Source organism: Sphingobium sp., from assembly GCF_003248505.1.
Lineage (GTDB): Bacteria > Pseudomonadota > Alphaproteobacteria > Sphingomonadales > Sphingomonadaceae > Sphingobium.
In genome coordinates, this window is the sequence record NZ_QFOA01000004.1 from 81,184 (window position 1) to 98,589 (window position 17,406).

The 17,406-nt window shown below is 65.1% G+C and carries 12 protein-coding genes; 3 read left to right on the forward strand and 9 right to left on the reverse strand.

Features of this window, described 5'->3' with window-relative positions; all coding sequences use genetic code 11:
- The first annotated feature begins 125 nt into the window (after positions 1 to 125).
- From DI606_RS03150 to DI606_RS03160, 3 genes are read left to right on the forward strand one after another with little or no spacing between them, the layout of a single operon-like run.
- Positions 126 to 845 carry a ParA family protein gene (locus DI606_RS03150; RefSeq protein WP_293979776.1) on the forward strand — a complete coding sequence of 240 codons (720 nt, stop codon included), beginning with the start codon at positions 126 to 128 and terminating at the stop codon, positions 843 to 845.
- A gap of 14 nt (positions 846 to 859) precedes the next feature.
- Positions 860 to 1,360: a hypothetical protein gene (locus DI606_RS03155; protein ID WP_293979723.1), complete on the forward strand. Its 501-nt coding sequence runs from the start codon at positions 860 to 862 to the stop codon at positions 1,358 to 1,360.
- A gap of 14 nt (positions 1,361 to 1,374) precedes the next feature.
- Entirely contained in the window at positions 1,375 to 2,658 is a 1,284-nt protein-coding gene (locus tag DI606_RS03160) for an SPOR domain-containing protein (RefSeq protein WP_293979725.1), read from the forward strand.
- 628 nt (positions 2,659 to 3,286) lie between these two features.
- Here DI606_RS03160 and DI606_RS03165 read toward each other — a convergent pair.
- The 9 genes from DI606_RS03165 to DI606_RS03205 all read right to left on the reverse strand — a co-directional run bounded on the left by DI606_RS03165 (position 3,287) and on the right by DI606_RS03205 (position 17,328).
- Positions 3,287 to 4,345, reverse strand: a complete 1,059-nt coding sequence (locus DI606_RS03165) for a PD-(D/E)XK motif protein (protein WP_293979727.1) — start codon at positions 4,343 to 4,345, stop codon at positions 3,287 to 3,289.
- Entirely contained in the window at positions 4,342 to 7,194 is a 2,853-nt protein-coding gene (locus DI606_RS03170) for a Z1 domain-containing protein (RefSeq protein WP_293979729.1), read from the reverse strand. Before DI606_RS03170 ends, DI606_RS03165 begins: the two co-directional genes overlap by 4 nt.
- 1 nt (position 7,195) lies before the next feature.
- Entirely contained in the window at positions 7,196 to 9,001 is a 1,806-nt protein-coding gene (locus DI606_RS03175) for a DUF262 domain-containing protein (protein WP_168847173.1), read from the reverse strand.
- 41 nt (positions 9,002 to 9,042) lie between these two features.
- Positions 9,043 to 10,374 (reverse strand): DNA (cytosine-5-)-methyltransferase, encoded by a 1,332-nt coding sequence (gene dcm / locus DI606_RS03180; protein WP_168847174.1) that lies wholly within the window; start codon positions 10,372 to 10,374, stop codon positions 9,043 to 9,045.
- On the reverse strand, positions 10,371 to 10,562 hold the full coding sequence (locus DI606_RS03185) for a hypothetical protein (RefSeq protein ID WP_168847175.1): 192 nt from the start codon (positions 10,560 to 10,562) through the stop codon (positions 10,371 to 10,373). Before DI606_RS03185 ends, dcm begins: the two co-directional genes overlap by 4 nt.
- Positions 10,563 to 10,812: 250 nt before the next feature.
- Positions 10,813 to 11,799, reverse strand: coding sequence for an endonuclease/exonuclease/phosphatase family protein (locus DI606_RS03190; protein WP_247650886.1), 987 nt, complete (start codon positions 11,797 to 11,799; stop codon positions 10,813 to 10,815).
- 6 nt (positions 11,800 to 11,805) lie between these two features.
- Positions 11,806 to 15,123, reverse strand: a complete 3,318-nt coding sequence (locus tag DI606_RS03195) for an error-prone DNA polymerase (RefSeq protein WP_168847176.1) — start codon at positions 15,121 to 15,123, stop codon at positions 11,806 to 11,808.
- The gene (locus tag DI606_RS03200) at positions 15,120 to 16,676 is read right to left on the reverse strand and encodes a DUF6504 family protein (RefSeq protein ID WP_168847177.1); all 1,557 of its coding nucleotides are present in this window, start codon (positions 16,674 to 16,676) and stop codon (positions 15,120 to 15,122) included. Before DI606_RS03200 ends, DI606_RS03195 begins: the two co-directional genes overlap by 4 nt.
- A complete protein-coding gene (locus tag DI606_RS03205) occupies positions 16,597 to 17,328 on the reverse strand; it encodes a damage-inducible mutagenesis protein (protein ID WP_168847178.1) in 732 nt (243 codons plus the stop codon). The genes DI606_RS03200 and DI606_RS03205 overlap by 80 nt, the downstream gene beginning before the upstream one ends.
- Positions 17,329 to 17,406 lie beyond the last annotated feature (78 nt).

Genomic DNA, 17,406 nt, shown 5'->3' on the forward strand with positions numbered 1-17,406 from the left:
CCTGTTAGTGACGCGAAGTACTGTCCCGCTTTGGCCCGCTTCCGGCGAGGATGCTCAGTTAACCATTTTTTAGGTGGGCCCGTGGCATTCCGTAACGGAACTGGATTTCCTTGGGGGACATGCGCGTGCGGATATTGGCATTGGCATCGCAGAAGGGCGGATCGGGCAAGACCACCCTGTCGGGCCATCTTGCCGTGCAGGCGCAGATCGCCGGGGCGGGTCCGGTCGTACTGATCGATATCGATCCTCAGGGTTCGCTGGCCGACTGGTGGAACGAGCGGGAAGCGGAGTATCCCGCCTTCGCCCAGACCACCGTCTCGCGGCTCGCGACGGATTTGGAAACCTTGCGGGAGCAGGGGTTCAAGCTCGCCGTCATCGACACGCCGCCCGCCATCACCATGGCGATCCAGAGCGTCATTTCGGTCGCCGAACTCATCGTCGTGCCGACCCGTCCCAGCCCGCACGATCTGCGCGCGGTCGGCGCTACCGTCGATCTTTGCGAACGTGCGGGCAAGCCGCTGATCTTCGTCGTGAACGCTGCGACGCCCAAGGCGCGCATCACGTCCGAAGCCGCCGTGGCGCTGTCGCAGCACGGAACCGTCGCGCCGGTGACGCTGCATCACCGCACCGATTTCGCCGCCTCCATGATCGACGGCCGCACCGTGATGGAGGTCGATCCCAAGGGGCGTTCGGCCGCCGAGGTGACGGCATTGTGGACCTATGTCTCCGACCGGTTGGAGCGCAATTTCCGCCGGACGGTGTTCAGCGTGCCGCAAGGCAGCGTCGGCACCGTGCCGACCCGCCAGCCGGGACAGGGCTTCGGTCGCCGTGTGATGGGCCAGTGAGGAGCGTCAGGACCATGTCCGAACCCAAACCCCTCGCTTCCCTCACTTCCGGTTTGCTGGCGCGCAAAGGCGCGGCACAGCCCGCGATGCGCCGTCCGACGATCGGCTTCGGGCGTCCCGCTGCAATGCCGCAGGACGATCTTGGCTGGAACGACATGGGCTTCGATGTCGAATCCGCGCCGCATCCGGTGGAGGAGTCCGCATCACCCATCGGCCTGACGCCGATAACGCCCTTAGCGGTCGAGCCGCCTGTTGTCGTGCAGCGCAAGTCGCTGGCGCGCCGTCTGGCGGCCGGGGGGATCGCGCCGGACGCGGCACCCGCAAAAGGGCGCAAGGCGGCTTTCACACTGCGTCTCGATACCGAACGGCATCTTAAGCTGCGTCTGGCCTGCGCGGTCAGCGGACGGTCCGCCCAGCAGGTCGTGACGCAGGCGCTCGACGATTTTCTCAGCGACCAGCCGGAGATCGACCGGCTGGCCGAACAACTCCCGCGCGTGCGCGGCGGCAAGGTATAAGGGTGGGTAGAGCCATGAACCGTAAGATGTTGCATAGGGCGGCGCTGTCGTCGCTGCTGATCGCCACGACGATGGTCGGCTGCACCGGCGCGGCGTTTCGTCCGTCGGCGTCCGCTGTGCAGGCGAAGGCCGATCCGGACAAGCTGGCCGCTGCCGCCGACAAGGCGATCACGGCCCACAACGGCGCCAAGGCGGTCGAGGCGGCGGAAGCGGCCGTGCAGTTGTCGCCGCAGAATGCCGCCTACCGCCACTTGCTGGGACGCGCCTATATCGCCGCCGGACGCTTCGCTTCGGCACAGAGCGCGTTGACTGACGCGATGGCGCTTGGCAATGCCGACGCGTCGACAATCGTCAGCCTGGCGCTGGTGCAGGTGGCGCAGGGCCGCGCGGAAGAGGCGCGCGCCTTGCTGGCGGCGCACGCCGATATCGTGCCTGCCGGGGACTATGGCCTCGCCATGGCGATGGCGGGCGATCCCGGCGAGGGCGTGCGCATCCTGTCCGAAGCGATCCACGATCCGTCCGCAACCGCCCGTACGCGCCAGAATCTGGCCTATGCTTACGCACTGGCGGGCCGGTGGAAGGATGCGCGCTTGATGGCGGGCTTCGACATGGAGCCGCTCGCCGCCAACAAGCGGATTTCCGACTGGGCCCAAATGGCCGAACCGTCGCTCGCGCCGCTGCGCGTGGCCGCGCTGATGGGCGTGACGCCCGCCGCCGATCCGGGTCAGCCCGTCGCGCTGGCACTGGCCGCTCCGGTCGACGCACCGATGGCGCTGGCGCAGACCGATGCCGCGCCCCAGGCATCCGCACCGGTCGAAATGGCGCGGGCGGAACCCGTTGCCGCTGCCGTTCCGGTCGAGGAAGCCGCGCCTGCACCGATCAGCTTTGCCGAGCGTGCGGCGATCAAGGCACGCCTGGACGAGCCCGCTTCCCAAAAGCTGACCGCGCACATTGCGAAGGTCGCCGCTTACCGTCCCACCGCCGGTGCCGCCAGCAATTGGGTAGTGCAGTTGGGCGCGTATGACAGCGCCGCCGTGGCCAAGGAAAAATGGTTCGCTATGGCACGCCGCAGCGGCACGATCGCGGCTTTCCCGGTGGTGACGAGCCAGGTGACAGTCAGTGGGAAGGCCTATCATCGCCTAGCTGTCAGCGGCTTTGGCGGCCGGGCCGACGCGCTTGGCCTGTGCCGCTCGATCCGGGCACAGCATGGCCAGTGCTTCGTGCGTCAGACCGGCCCCGACGCCACCTTACAGCGCTGGGCGCTTGCCACCCACGGGCGGCAGTTCGCCGGTCGCTGAAACCTTCTCCCAGCAGCACCTTGAAGCGCGCGCGGCCCATTGGGCTTCGCGCGTTTTTTTTGGCGCGCGGCGGACGGTACGATGCGTAAGGAAAACTGGCTCCCACGTTGGCTCACATCGCGAACTTCTTCAAGCATCCGACGCTCGAAGCGCGGAAAATTGTCACGCGTTATCGTGCCACGTTCGGGAACGCAGCATAGGTTCTCATAGCCCCGTAATTCAACGTTGCTCCATCGACAGAAGATCGCTGGTCATCGTCTACGGCGATGGCTGGCAATCCCCGATGCGCGGCGCTCGCACCGGGCCTCACAATCGATCGTGGCACGAGGTCCGGCGGTTCATCGTTCAAGAGAACGTGTAGCTCGGCTGGCTCTCGGTTCGATCCGATGCGATAATGGCTAAGGGACAAATGCGCTGCAATGGGTAGGGCATTTAAGTGCCGAAGCGGCACTGAAATGCCGCTTCGGCACGAACGATCTTCAGGGCAGGCGGGTCTGCGACCTGCGCTAATCAGTGGTGAATCGCATCTCGATCCGCATCATAGAGCGGATTCTTGGGCCCAATCGGCGGCTCCGCGCGCTTGAACGCGTCGGGCCCAGCACTCGACATTGGCTCGGCGGACGAGGCGTCAATCTATTACCATCGTTTCCAACTCGGCCTCCCAACTCGGCGCGGGGTTGAAGGCGGAGACCTGCTCGGGAATGTGCATCGTAAAGGAAAGCCCCTGCGCTTGGACGAATGTCTGGGCGAGGAGGTTCCGACTTAGCGTGAGCATCGCCGGGTCGTCGACGCGGTAGAGCCGCGGCAGGAAAGTGTGCGTGTAGCGCGTTCCGTAGGCGCTCCACTCCTGCATGGTACAATGGGAATATCCGCTGCTTGATACCGTGCCGTAGAGCGACACCCGTCGCAGGAACTCGTCAGCCAGTTCGGCGCCCATTTTTGGAGCGGAGAGCAGGTTGACGATAGTGCTTACGATCGCAGGAAGGTTCTCGCCGATCGAGTTTGATGCGGCGAGGCCGATGCTCATCATGTGTAGGCTCTCGATCTCGCCTGACGGAAGCTGGGCCGGCTCAAGTTGGTGAAGACCGCTGAACTCGTGGATGGAGACGCTCGCTTGCGTCGTCTTCACCTCGATCGCGTGATTGCCGATGCGGAAGTCGCGGCCGCCCTCTCTCCACCCGTGCCAGTAGTCTAGGCAGCGCAGCATCTTCTCCGGCTCGCCGGCACGCGCAAGGAGGAGTTGGCGAAGGAGAGTCAGTTCGCCGATCAGTCCAATGATCACCTCTTCCGACAGCGCGCCGCGACGGATCGCCATCTCGATGATGGGCTCGACGTCCGTGAATGCCGGCTGGACTCCGGCTGGTCCACCGATGCCCGCCCGGAGCAGTTCGATTGCGATCAGAGCCGCGACCGACGCGAAATGGGGCGCCGCGGGCAGGACAATTCTGCTCGCCGAGAACGGGTCGCCACCCTCCTCGGGCCGCCAGTCGCCGTGCTGCACGTGGCGCCGGACGAGCGACGACGACGCCCTCAATTCGTCACCCCGGATGAAGATCTCGTAGTCGCCCGACGCGGTGCGGCCGATCGCCAGCGGCAGGCCTAACCACCGCAGGTTCCGGGTGTGACCTTCGGGAACGGCGAGTGCCTCGAGGTCGTTGCGAAGCGACTCGAAGTGGGTGTCGCTCATGTTCGGAGGGCCGCGATATGGTCGGGGCCGCCGTGCGGCAGGCCAAGGCCGATCGCCAACTGGTCGGTGGGAAGATCGGGCGCGTTGACCACGTGTAGGAGGGCGAGACCGGGATGGCCGCGGGGACGCCAGCTTGCGCCCCCCTGGATGCTCGGCACGGGCGCAGTACGGTGGAAGTAATAGTCAATCAGTTCGTCGCCGAAGTAGGTGCCACCGTATCCGCGGGTGCCCCAAAGGGTCTGCAGTGCGCGGCCGTTCGGTGTCCGTTCGCGCGTCACGGCCTTTATTCCTCTCACCGCCAAGCGGGCGTCACGTGCGATGTTCTGGCCATGCCTGAACGCGATGTAAAACATGGGCGTCGCCGAGCGAAGGGTGTCTGCGTAGTTCCATGGAACCTCCGGTCGGTCCGTCGGGTAGAATCCGGGCGCCGAGTGGTCACCTGTGAGGTGGGACCACAGCCTGAGGTAGGCCGCGATTGAATAAGGGCAGGACTGGGGCTCGGCCCCGTAATCCTGCGGATTCCGCATGGGCGGCGTGAAGAGTTGGTCGTCGATGCCGAGCAGCCGGGAGTAGTGATCCCACCGCTGGCTCAGTTCGTTGCCGAGGTCGGGATCGTGGCGGGTGAACCGCAGGTCGTTGAGCGTCGCGGCGATGCGTTGGAGGCTGACCGGCTCCGTTCTGATCAGACCTCGTTCCAGCCCGTTGTCGTCCCTGAGGGGCACCCATTCCCCATCGTCGAGCAATCGCGCGGCGACATCGATGTTGTGCCGTGCGAGGACGTCGTCCTCGGATTCGACGAGCCGGATGGAGGGCCTGGGCCCCGGCGACAGCGGAACCTTGCGCGCCTCGACCTTGCTCGTCGCGACGAATGAGGCGCCCTGGAGGACGAGCGCCGGCCCGATCGCCTCGCCACCACAGTCCATCGAGGCGATCACCTCCGACTTCAGCGCGTTGTCGTTCACGTGGTAGCGTCTGAACAGCTCAAGTTGGTCCTCGTAGGTGAAGACCCTGCAGAAGGGTAGGAAGCCACCCCGGTAGCCGAACCAGCGCTGCATTTGCATCTGCGTGTCAGCGGCTGGCTCGGCTGCGCCGCGGAGGAACAGGCTCGTCGTCAGGCCCTCCAGGGTAAGGCCGCGTGAGAGCACGTTCCCTGCCACGAATATCGACAGGCTGTCCGGGGGGATTCGGAAGTCTCCGTCCGCGCCATCCTCGACCTCGAAGCGCGGGCGGTCATCCGACGCCGGGTCGCTGTTGAGGACGCGTAGGCGGACGTTTGGGAAGACCCTCTCCAGCAGAGCGCTCCGAACCTCGGGCCACCTGGCCATCGGTATCGGGGTGTATGGGGCCTGTGGAAGGGTAGATAGGGCCATTCGGGAGGCCTCAAAGCGCGCGAGCCACGCCGACCATTCGGCCTCCTCGAGGCCGAGCCTGCGCGTCAGGCCTTCGGTCGAGATGTCGAGCCGTTCCGCCATCTCCTCGTTCGGTTCCACCGCGGCCTCGAACCCCGGCTCCGACATGGCCCAGCGGACCACGTCGATCGCCGTGTTGAAGTGGTCCTCCTTGCGCGCCGAGGGGTGGATCAGCATCGTGTGCGGACCTCGCGCGGCGGCGCGCGCGTCCTCGGCCGAGGTGTAGACGCGCCCGCGATCGAACGCAGATTCCCAGCCGGCCTCAAGGCTTCTGATCGCCGCCCCGACCATGTAGCAGCGGAGCGCGTCTGATAGCATCGACCAGCGTAGGCCTTCGCGCCGGTCTGCGAGTTCCGCGTCCGACTCGCCGGGGCGCGGATCGGGGAAGAGCGACGTGCGGCACAATGCGCCGTCGCCCGCCTTCCGCAGCCGCTCGTAGAACATCTCGCCGCCACAGTAGTAGGAGCGGATGCCCGCCGTCTCAGCATAGCCGAGCGAGCGCGGTCTCACCGACCCGACTGGTCCCGGCGTGCGGAGGGCGGCGTTGAAGTCCCGCGGGCTCAACGGGTTGTGCGTCGCCTGCAGGAAGTTGGCCTGCGGCGTCGCGGTGTAGGCCACGTAGCTCGCCAGAAGCGCCGGATGGCGCGTCGCGGCCACGTCGGGATCGCCACTCCACAGCGCCGTGATCAGCCGGGGCGTAAGCTTCTGCGAGCGGTCGCTGTCGAGCACGCTTGCGTCGTCCGCCTCGTCGTCCAGGATTAGGATGGTGTAGGGCTTCGTCCGGCCGTCGAGGAAATTGTCGGAGATGACCTCTCCGAGGAACCGCCTGAGCGTCAGGAGGTGATCGTCCTCCTTGGGGACGACGCAGATGATGGGCCGCCCGGCTTTCAGCGCCTGCCGCGCGAGCGGCCTCTGCAGGTATCGCGACGGATCGGCCCGCTGCTCGTGGAGGATGTCGGCGGGCTGCGGCAGGATCAGGCGCTCCGCGCGGCGACGGTATGCGTTGTCCGCGGTCGACCCATCGAGTTGGCCGAGCAGACGCTCGTATGTCTGGAGCCAAAGGCTCACGCGGGTGCCAGCCAGCAGGATCAACAGATCGACGCCTGCGTCGAGCGCCAATGCCGCAACGCCCAGCATGCTGGCCGTCTTGCCGGACTGGACGGAGCCGACGACCATCCCGGTCCGGACCCGGGACTCGGGCCAGGATGCCGGGTCGAACTCTTCGCCGCCTTTCGGCAGGGCACTCCTAACGATGTAGCGTGCGTCGTCCTCCAGCACCTCAAGCGCGGTCGGGGAGAGCCGTCCCTCCACGCTGGCACGGTATCGCGCCCACCAGGGCGCGCCCCCGATCGTTGTGCCTGATCTCTCGAAATCGGCCGAAGGCGCATCGCCAACAGGAACGATCGCGGCCGGGCCGAGGCTGGGCTCACCCTCGACCATATCAATCTATAGTGATCTTGCGGATCTCGAGCAGCGCCCCGATCGCGCTGTCGCCGTAGCGCTCGCGCACGGCGGCGTCGGCGTCCGCGAGGCTGAGGCCCAGCGTCTCGAGGATGCTGGTCGCGGAGTTGGCGATGTGCGCCCACTGCGTCTTGTTCTGCGTGCTGCTGGGTCCGACCATGCGGGCGGTGAGTTCCCGCACCGCATCGATCTCCTCCTCGAGCCTGTCCTGTTGCCCGGTGATGACCAGGACGAGGCAGGCGAGCAGACTGGCGACGACTGGCAGTTCCTCCCACCGCGACGCCATCTCGCTCTTACCCTTGCGCCGGAACTTCGGATGCCAGGCGTCGGAGGCCGCTTGGTGGAGTTCGAGGGCGGTGATGAGGTCGTTGGCGAGGTTCTCAAGCGTCGTCCTCGATCGGAACTGCGCGAGCCTGTCGCTGTCAATCGACCTAAGGAACTCGTCGATGTGGCTCGCGGTCGAAGGGGTTCGGTAGGACTTGTCCGGGCCCTGCGCCGGTTTCAAGATCAGTGTGGCGACCGTCCACAATAGGACCTTCGTGCGCTTAAACCGCGTGATCCCGAAGCCGAGAGCCTTGATGTTCTCGTGGGCGGTAGTGGGATCAATCCCGGCCTTGACCATTTCCGGCGCGATCTCGGGCTCGGGGCGGTCGCCGCCCACGAACAGCATTAGCCGCGAGATCATCAGGTGGTTGAAGACGGCGTTGCGAATCTCCTCCGCGTTGAGCTTCATCCCCTGCTGGTTGTAGAGCCGGAAAACCTTGTGGATGTCCCTCACCTGGGTATCGCGGTAGATGAGCACCGGGATGAAGTAGTCGCACGCCCGCTCAAACAGTTCGGCGACGGTTATCGTCTCCCCGGCAATGCGGACCTGCTTGTCCTTGATCTCGCAGTAGTAACGCCCGCCGAGCGGCTTGAGGGGATCAAGGTCGTCGGTATATTTCTTCGTCTTGAAGGGCAGGTACTTCTCGCGGATGTCCGTCGCACGCAGGTTATTCCGCCTGGCAAACTGTGCAAAGTTGGTGTCGAACGTCTCCCATTCCTTCAACTCCTTGGCCTTGGCGCGACCCTCTGGATGCGCACCCATGAAGCGGAGGATTGCAGTGACTCGTTGCTTGCCGTCGACGATCTGGAATCGCTGGCTGTTCGACACCTTCGCGAGAATGATTGAGGGAAGCGGGATGCCGCGGAGGATGGACTCGATCAGCATCTGCGAGTCGGAGTTCGACCAGACGAAGTCGCGTTGGTAGGTCGGGTTCAGTTCTAGCTGATTTTGAAGAGCTCGGCCGGAAAGATCGTAGATGCGCCACTTATCGACGGTCGCGTTGATCGACAGGGGCTCGGTAGCAGGTGCCTCGTTCCATGCGTCAACCCACGCCTCCGTGGCCGCCGCGACCGATAGCTCTTCATCGAGCATCTGTAGGAAGTTGGTGCGGTTGCTCACGGCCCGGCTCAGTCGTTCCTCGAGGACCTGAGCGCCCATCTCATTGAGCACGATGTGGCCATCCTCGCTCTGGAAGCTAGCCTCTGCCTTGCCCGGCGAGAGTTCGTCGAAAAGGCGCAGGGCGACCGCCTTTGGCGGGTCCTGCTGGTCGAAGCTTGAGTCTAAGTTGAGCCACGTTGCCACCTCGAGCACCCGGGCTAGCCACGCGCTCGACGCGAAGTCTATCTCTGATGGATCGAATGGGCTGGGCACCTTTCGCCGTCCATCGAGTTTTGGCAGAGCGCCGGGCTGCGACAGCTCGGAGAGGAGCGTAGCAACCTGGTCGAAGTCTAGGTCTTCCAACGCGCAATCCCCTCTAAATTTGCCAGAACCCCTTATGAGGTTCAGGCAACGGCTTCGATCTGAGCCGATCGGCTGGCGAAGGGAAGGCGCAACTTGGTCTGCGTTGGCGGCTTCTCCTCAAGCAGCGCCGCGGCAACGGCACCGATTACATCGACGTTCACCGCGTTCCCGAGCGCCTTGAAGGCGGCTGTCTGTGTGTCGGGTAGGTGCTTCAGGTCGCCCATGCTCTGGAGCCGTGCGCACTCCCGCATGGTCATGTAGCGGCCTTCCCAAGGGATCACGGGCACTTGGCTAGTCGTCAGAGCGACCAGGGAGGGCGCTGCGGTTGGCCTCTTCGCGCGAATGCCGGAGGCGCGGAACTGGATGATGCACTGGCTCAGGTCACGCGGGCCATCCTTCCAGTTCCACTCGAGCTTCTGGAAGCTCGGGGCAAAGCCGCGGATGGATGGGAGCCAAGGATCGATGATGGCCTTGTGGCGCTGGTAGAAGCGGCGGTTTTGCTCGATGAACTGGATCTTCCACTCCGGGAATCGAGCGTTGCCATCGCGCGCGTACGGCGGCAGCGCCTCCAGGACCTCTGCGTCGGTCATGTTGCGCAGCGGTTGCCCGAACGAGCCGCGGAACGACCTTATTTCCGAGAGACCATGTCCAATCGGCGTGGCAGTGCGCGCGGGGTAGGTCGCGCCGAACTCCATCGCCCAGATCGGGAATGAGGGTAGCTCCGCGTCCGCTGGCAAAGCGTCCAAGAGTTGTTGCCACGCGTTGAGGTATGTCACGAACGCCAAGGGCAGCGGTTTCGCCCCGACTGGGTTCCTGTCGAGAACCGAACGGATATCGACGGCGTTGGAGTCGTGGGTTGGCTCTGGCCACTCGAACGCACTGAGGCTGCTGCGCGCGCCAACAATAATCGCGCGCTGCCGAAGCTGCGGCACTCCGAACATGTGGGGCGACATAAGGGCGGAGTCGATCTCATAGCCGAGGTCGCGCAGGCGCTGCCGGACCCTATTCCAGGTGTTACCACCATCGTGTCGCATGATGTTCGGAACGTTCTCGATTATCAGAAAGCGAGGTTCGTGCCGCTCTAGGATTTTGATCATGTAATCGAAGAGATCGCCCCATTGAGGACAGTCGAAGCCCAATTGGTCTCCGGCCTTCGAGAACGGCTGGCAGGGGAAGCCTGCGCAAAGAATGTCGTGCGCCGGCACGAGCGCAAAGGCCTCGCGGATGTCGCCATGGGGGCGAATGCCGAAGTTACGCTCGTAGAGGTCGGCCAGATTCGAGTTGAGTTCTGATGCGAAGACGCACTCGTGTCCGAGACGTTCAAGCGCCTGGTGGAACCCGCCGAGGCCCGCGAAAAGGTCAATGAACCTCACGGTCGCCGCTCCAGTGGAAAGGTCAATTGCCTGGATGCATGCTGTTCGAGCAGATTGCGGACGGCGAGCCGCATCACATACTGCAAATTGACGGGTGGTGTCGCGGTCGAACAGAGCTGTTGGAGCGCATCGTAGTCAGCCTGGTCGACCGACACCGTGAATCTTTTTTGGTGTTTAAGGTGTGCCATGCCACTCGGTCCTCCCTGCACCATGATGCACCAAATTTCATCAAGTTGCACGCTCTTACGACGCCCTGGCGAAATGTTGTTTCCACACGCCTTCTAGGCAGCCCAGACGGTGGCGAAGAATGCGCGCGTCGCGCCCAACCATCGGCTTAACGGTTGGAAGGCTTATGGCTTGTCCGCACGTCAAAGCGCCAAAGTTGCTCAAGTCACCGTCGCTCGAACTGCCCCTGAAGCGCGCGAAATCTCTGTGACGCTAGCGAGCAAGTGTCACCGCGATCGGGCAATGGTCGGAATAATGCTTTTCGCCATTGGCATAGTGCGCCTCGGTGAAACCCGTCATGGCCGCGCCAGCGCGCCTGTCGAGTACGATATGGTCGATGAATGCATCATAGCGTGGGTCGCAGCTGGTTGGAGTGCCGGCATCGGCGAGCCTGAGATCGGCATTGGCGGGCTGGCCATCGTCGATTTCGCTCCAGAAGCGGTCGCCGGGGCTGCCCAGGCGCCGGTTCCAGTCGCCGAGTACCGCGAAGCGCTCGGGCCCAGTGGCCGCGGCATCGATCCACGCCTCGACTGCCGGAACTTGCTGGAGGAGGACAGGGCAAGCCTTGGCCTCGCTGCCTTCGAAACAGCCCGACTTCAGATGGATCCCAAGTAGCCGGATCGGATCGTGGCCGCGTGCGCGCACGGTGATATCGATGCCCGAGCGTAGCTGGGGATTGCCGAGCATCAGTCTGGTGACGTCGGGGTTGCGATCGAAGGTGATGCCTTTCCGGATCGCAAAGCCGACAGCCTGGCGAATGAAGGCCTGGTCCGGATGCCGGCCGCCGCAGGTCCCGCTTGCTTCGCCCGGCCGTTTCTCCATCACCACCGTGTAGCGGGCGGGGTCGAAAACCCGTTCGGCCGCCTTGACGCTCTCCGCCTCCTGGAAGGCGATGACATCGGCATCGAGGCTGTCGGCGATCCGCCGCATGGCGAGATAGTCATTCGCGGCGCGTGGCTCGCAGCCGGTCCCCTCCTTCTCGGCGAGGAATTCCAAATTCCAGCTGGCGAGCTTCAGCGGCCGCGCGGCGGCGGCGGCGATTTGTGGGGGCGGGCCGGGCTGCGTTGAGCAACCGGCGAGCGCCAGCAGAATCGCGTACAGGGGAAGACGATGGGAGATCATACGGCCTTGTGGCGACCACAGCGCACGTCCGCAATGCAAGAGACCACTCTTGATCTGAAGGGCGGCGAGCGACTTCAAGCAGCCCTAACGGAAATCCCGGGGTTTGATCTTGATGCCGTCGGTCGGCTGGCCGGGAATGATGCCAGATCCCAACCGCAAGTCCGGCACGTAGATGGTGCGCGCATCGCGTCCGAGGGTCTTGTTCGCCGGGTCGCGGGGGTCAGGCGATATCGGACTTTTGGCAACGTCTGCTCTGCTGACCCGATAGATGTCGGACACATCGCGGCGGCTGCCCACGCTTGCGAGCATCGGCGACAGATCTTCAAGCCGCTGGGCGATCAGATGGATGACCTCGCCTTCGCGTTGCACCTGGCCGCGAACGCCCATCATGGACGAGCCGAGCACGGTGCGCCGGTTCGCCTCGAATATCTTGGTCCAGACGACGAGGTTGGCGACGTTGGTTTCGTCCTCGAGCGTGATGAACATCACGCCTTTGGCCGAGCCGGGCTTCTGCCGGACGAGCACGATCCCGGCGAGTTCGATCCACCGCCCGTCCTTGACGCTCTGCAACTGCTCGCAGGTAATCATTTTCCTCGCCCTGAGCTCGTCGCGGAGGAAGGCGAGAGGATGCGCTCGCAAGCTCAGGCCGGACGCGCGATAGTCCTCCACGACCTGCGATCCTTCGGTCATTGGCGCGAGCAGGACCTCAGGTTCCATCGCCTCGGCGAGCAGCTTGCCCGCGCGTTCGTCGGCCGCGGCGAAGAGTGGCAGAACTTCGCTTCCGAGACCTTTGACGCCCCAAAGGCCTGCGCGGCGGGAAAGGGCGAGGGACCCGAACCCATCGGCATCGCCGATACGATCCAGTGCACCGCGGCCGACATGGGCGCGTCGCTGGATCTCCTCGACGGATGAATAGGGCTGATCGCCTCGCGCGCTGACGATCGCAGCACCGTCGGCGTTGGCAAGATCGCGTACCATGCAGAGTCCCAGGCGCACCGCCATGTAGCGGCCGCTTCCCGGCTCGAGCGTGCAGTCCCAGCGGCTGTGATTGACGTCGATCGGGCGTACCTCGACGCCGTGCTGCCGTGCGTCGCGCACGATCTGCGCGGGGGCGTAGAAGCCCATGGGCTGGGCGTTGAGGAGGCTTGCGCAAAAGGCATCCGGGTGATGGCACTTCACCCAGGACGAGGCGTAGGCGATAAGGGCGAAGCTGGCGGCGTGGCTTTCGGGAAAGCCATAAGAGCCGAAGCCCTCGATCTGCTTGAAGGTCTTTTCCGCAAACTCGCGATCATAGCCGCGCGCGACCATCCCTTCGATTAGCTTGTCCCGGAAATGCGAGACGCCGCCGGTGAGCTTGAAGGTCGCCATGGCCCGGCGGAGAAGATCCGCTTCGCTCGGGGTGAACCCCGCGCATTCGATCGCGACGCGCATCGCCTGCTCCTGAAACAAAGGCACGCCCAATGTCTTTTCGAGGACACGGCGCAGTTCGGGGGTAGGGTAGGTGACTTCCTCCTCGCCGTTGCGCCTACGTCGATAGGGATGGACCATGTCGCCCTGGATCGGGCCGGGGCGCACGATCGCGACCTGGATCACCAGATCGTAGAAGGTCCGGGGTGCCATTAGCGGAATCGACGCCATCTGGGCGCGGCTCTCGATCTGGAAGACGCCGAGCGTGTCGGCCTTGCGGATCATGGCGTAGGTCGCTGGGTCCTCGGCGGGGATGGTCGCGAGGTCGAGATGGACGTCCTTGTCATTGGCCATGAATTCGAACGCTCGGCGCATGCAGCTGAGCATGCCGAGCGCGAGGACATCGACCTTCATGAACCCCAGGGCGTCGATATCGTCCTTGTCCCATTCGATAACCTGCCGATCCTCCATCGCGGCGGGTTCGATTGGGACCAGTTCGTCGAGGCGATCCCGGGTCAGCACGAACCCGCCAGGATGCTGCGAGAGATGGCGCGGGGTGTTGATGAGCTGGCGCGCGAGTTCCAGCGTGAGCGCGAGGCGTCGGTCGCCCATATCGAGGTTCAGTTCCTCGGCGTGCTTCTCCTCGACGCCCTCGCGGCTCCAGCCCCAGACCGATGACGACAGACCGGCGGTAATATCCTCGGAAAGTCCCAGCGCCTTGCCGACTTCGCGGACCGCGCCGCGCGCACGGTAGCGCGTCACGACGGCGGTCAGCGCGCTACGCGTCCGGCCATATGTCTCATAGATCCACTGGATCACTTCTTCCCGCCGCTCATGCTCGAAATCGACGTCGATATCGGGCGGCTCGCGGCGTTCGGCCGAGACAAAGCGCTCGAAGAGCAGCTCGGATCGGACCGGGTCGATCGAGGTGATCCCAAGCACATAGCAGACGGCGCTGTTGGCGGCCGAACCGCGGCCCTGGCAGAGGATCTCGCGCCGCCGCGCCTCCGCCACGATCGAATGCACGGTCAGAAAATAGGGGGCATAGTCGAGGTCTGCGATGAGCTTGAGCTCATGCTCAAGCTGCTGCCGAACCTTTCCATCGATCCCCTCTGGATAGCGAACGGGTGCCTTCTCCCAGATGAGGCGCTCGAGTTCCTCCTGCGGCGTCCGCCCGGGCACCTGGATCTCATCGGGATATTGGTATTTGAGTTGTTCGAGACTGAAGGTGCAGCGCGACGCCAATTCCACGCTGCGCGCGACGGGCGAACTGTCCTTCAGATAGCGCCTGAACAGGCGCTCCATCTCCGCGCCAGTCTTGAGGTGTCGGTCCGCGAACCTCTCGCGCCGGGCGCCCAACTCATCGATCGTGCATTTCTCGCGGATGCAGGTAACGACGTCCTGCAGCAACCGGCGATCGGGCGAATGATAGAGGACATCGCCTGTCGCGACGGTGGGGACGCGGGCGGCGGCCGCCAGCGCCGACAGGTCGCGCAGACGGATGGCATCGCGCGGGCGGCGGCGGATCGACAAGGCCATATAGGCTCGGTCGCCGAAGATGCGGCGCGTTCGGGCGAGCGCTTCCTCCGTCACGGCATCGGCGCGGTCGGGCGCCAGCATCGCGATCAGCCCTTCATTCCATTCCTCGATGTCCGACCAATCGAGATGGCAGGCCCCTTTGCCGGCGCGGGCCTTGCCGACACTGAGCAAGCGACACATCCGGCCATAGGCCGCGCGGTCGGTCGGATAGACGAGCAGCGCCGTGCCATCGGTTAGATCGAGACGGCACCCGATGATGGCGCGCACGCCGGTTGTCTTCTCCGCATCCCACGCCCGGACGATACCCGCAACGCTATTGCGGTCGACGACGCCCAGCGCCGGCAGCCCCAGCAGCGCGGCGGCCGCGAACAGCTCCTCCGGCGACGACGCGCCTCTCAGGAAGCTGAAATGCGTCGTGACCTGAAGCTCGACATAAGCCGGCGCAGCTTGGCTCATGCGAAGGCGCCATGGATGAACCAGCGCATGGGACCGGTCGCGGGGTTCTCGCCGTCGCCAAGCCGGAACAGCCAATAGCGCCCCCCCGTCACGGTCTCGACCTGGTAATAGTCGCGGACGGTGTGGGGCCGCTCGGCTTCATGACCGGCATCGCGCCACCATTCGCCGTGGAGCCGCTCAGGTCCGTCAGCTCGGGTCACCCGGAAGCGCTGGCGCCGCCAGACGAACATCGCGGGAGGATGGTCGGGGAGCATGGCCGTGACGTCGATCGCCTCGGGCGGCGTCAGCATGCGACAGGGGCGGGGAAGATCGTCGTCCCAGGCCGCGCCGCTGGCGCCTGCCAGTGCGGCGGCGGCGCTGACCGATCGCTCCGGCATCGCGCTTGCGCGCGGGGCAGAGCGATAGAGGCTGTTCTGGCCGAAGCGATTGGCGAGCGCATCGACGAGGGACGCCAGATCGGGGCCGCGGCGCGTCAAGCTTTCAAGGCCTTCGCCCTGCCTGGCCGCCATCGGCTCCACCAGCGGCGACACCAGTGTCATCGCCTCGATCCCGAGGCCGGGGTCGACGGTCTCCAGCTTGGCGCACAGGAGTTTCGCGAGATGCGGGACATCGCGCGAGGGCGCCGCCGTCCCGACGCGGATGGCTTGGTTATGGGCATCGACCCTGTGGAAAGAACAGTCGAGCCTTCGCGCACCTTTGCCGAGCCTGTTCAGTTGGTCGACGATGTCCGCGACGAGATCGTGGATCACCTGCCCGAACGCCTCCGCGGTCACGAGCGGCTCGACGAAACGGCGGCGGGCGCGGGGGAGGGCGTCGGGAAAGATCGGGTCGATCGGCTCGGGCAGTGTTCCCAGCGCCTGGTCGAGGCGCCGATGCAGATTGCGGCCAAACCGCTTCGCGAGCGGCCCGCGGGGCGTTCCGATCAGCTGCTCGATCCGCTCGAAACCCAGCTTCCGCAAGCCTTCGACGGCATCGGCCTCGAAGCGCAGCGATGCGATCGGCAGGAGTGCCAGCGCCTCGCGATGCTTGCCCGGCTCGATCGTGACCGGCCGCCCCGCAGGCACGTGGCGCGCCACGGCATGCGCACAGCCCGCAGTGTCGGCGACGGCGATCTGGACGGAGAGCCCGAATGCGGCAACGCGCCGATGGAGATCCTTGAGCAGCGCCCGCTCGCTGGTGAACAAATGCGCGCAGCCGGTGATGTCGAGCCAGATTCCGTCCGGCGGGTCGGGCGCGACGACCGGCGAATAACGCTGCCCGGCCCAGAGTGTGAGCCGCCGCAGGCCTTCGAAATCGGCATCGGGATCGGCGTCGACCACCTCGAGCTCCGGCGCGAACGAGCGCGCCTTAGTGATCGTCATGCCTGCCCGAATGCCAAGCGAACGCGCGGCGCCGTCCACGGACGCGACGATGCGCCGCCCATGATCGGGTATCGCCGTGATCAGTGGAATGGTGCTGGGAGACGCCGCGCCGTCAGGCGGCGACTTGGCGCTCTTCCGCCGCAGCCGGTCGGTCGACCAGTGCGGCAGGAAGACCGATACGACCCGTCGCATCGCACCCCTCCACAATCCAGCTATGCGGGTTGCCGCCGCGTACGCGCTCGAGCGCCACGTGCCAGCGGGCGCGTCCGAGACTGGGAATGCCCAGATCTTCGCTCGGCGACGCCGTGATCCGCCAGCGCGTCATGGCGGCGGAGCCTTCGCCCACTTCCTCGAGCTTTGCGGCGCGGCGAAAGACAAAGGCCGGCACGCCCAAGCCTTCCGCCGCAAGCTGCAGGCGCTTCGAGGCGGTCGTCGAATATTTGGTGATCTCGCCGACCACGCCGGCAACGCCCGCATGGCGGAGGCATTCCTCCATCGCGAGCAGCACATTGGCGTCGTTGCCCGCCTCGACATAGATGACGCGGTCGGGATGGAGCCCGGCAAGATGGAGGGCCGGCGCGAACAGGTCGCGCCAGCGCAGGCACCAGAAGACAGGGCCTTCGATCCGGGCAAGGATGCCGGCCAAGAAAGTGGTCGCGCTTGCGTCGTCTGCAAGGTCGGGGCTGCCGGTGATCTCGTGAAGTGCGCCGTTGGCGATTCCCCCGCCGGGCAGTCGATCGTCGATTGCGCTTAAACCAAAGGGAATCGCGTCATGACGCGCGCCCACGCCTTCGATCTGCGCGATACGCGCACGCAGATCTTCGAGGACGGTCGATTGGCGCATGACATAATGAGACTCGGGAGCGGTTGATTCGTTCCCTTTATGTTCTAGTCGCAGCCAAGCAGAGTCAAGCGGTCATCG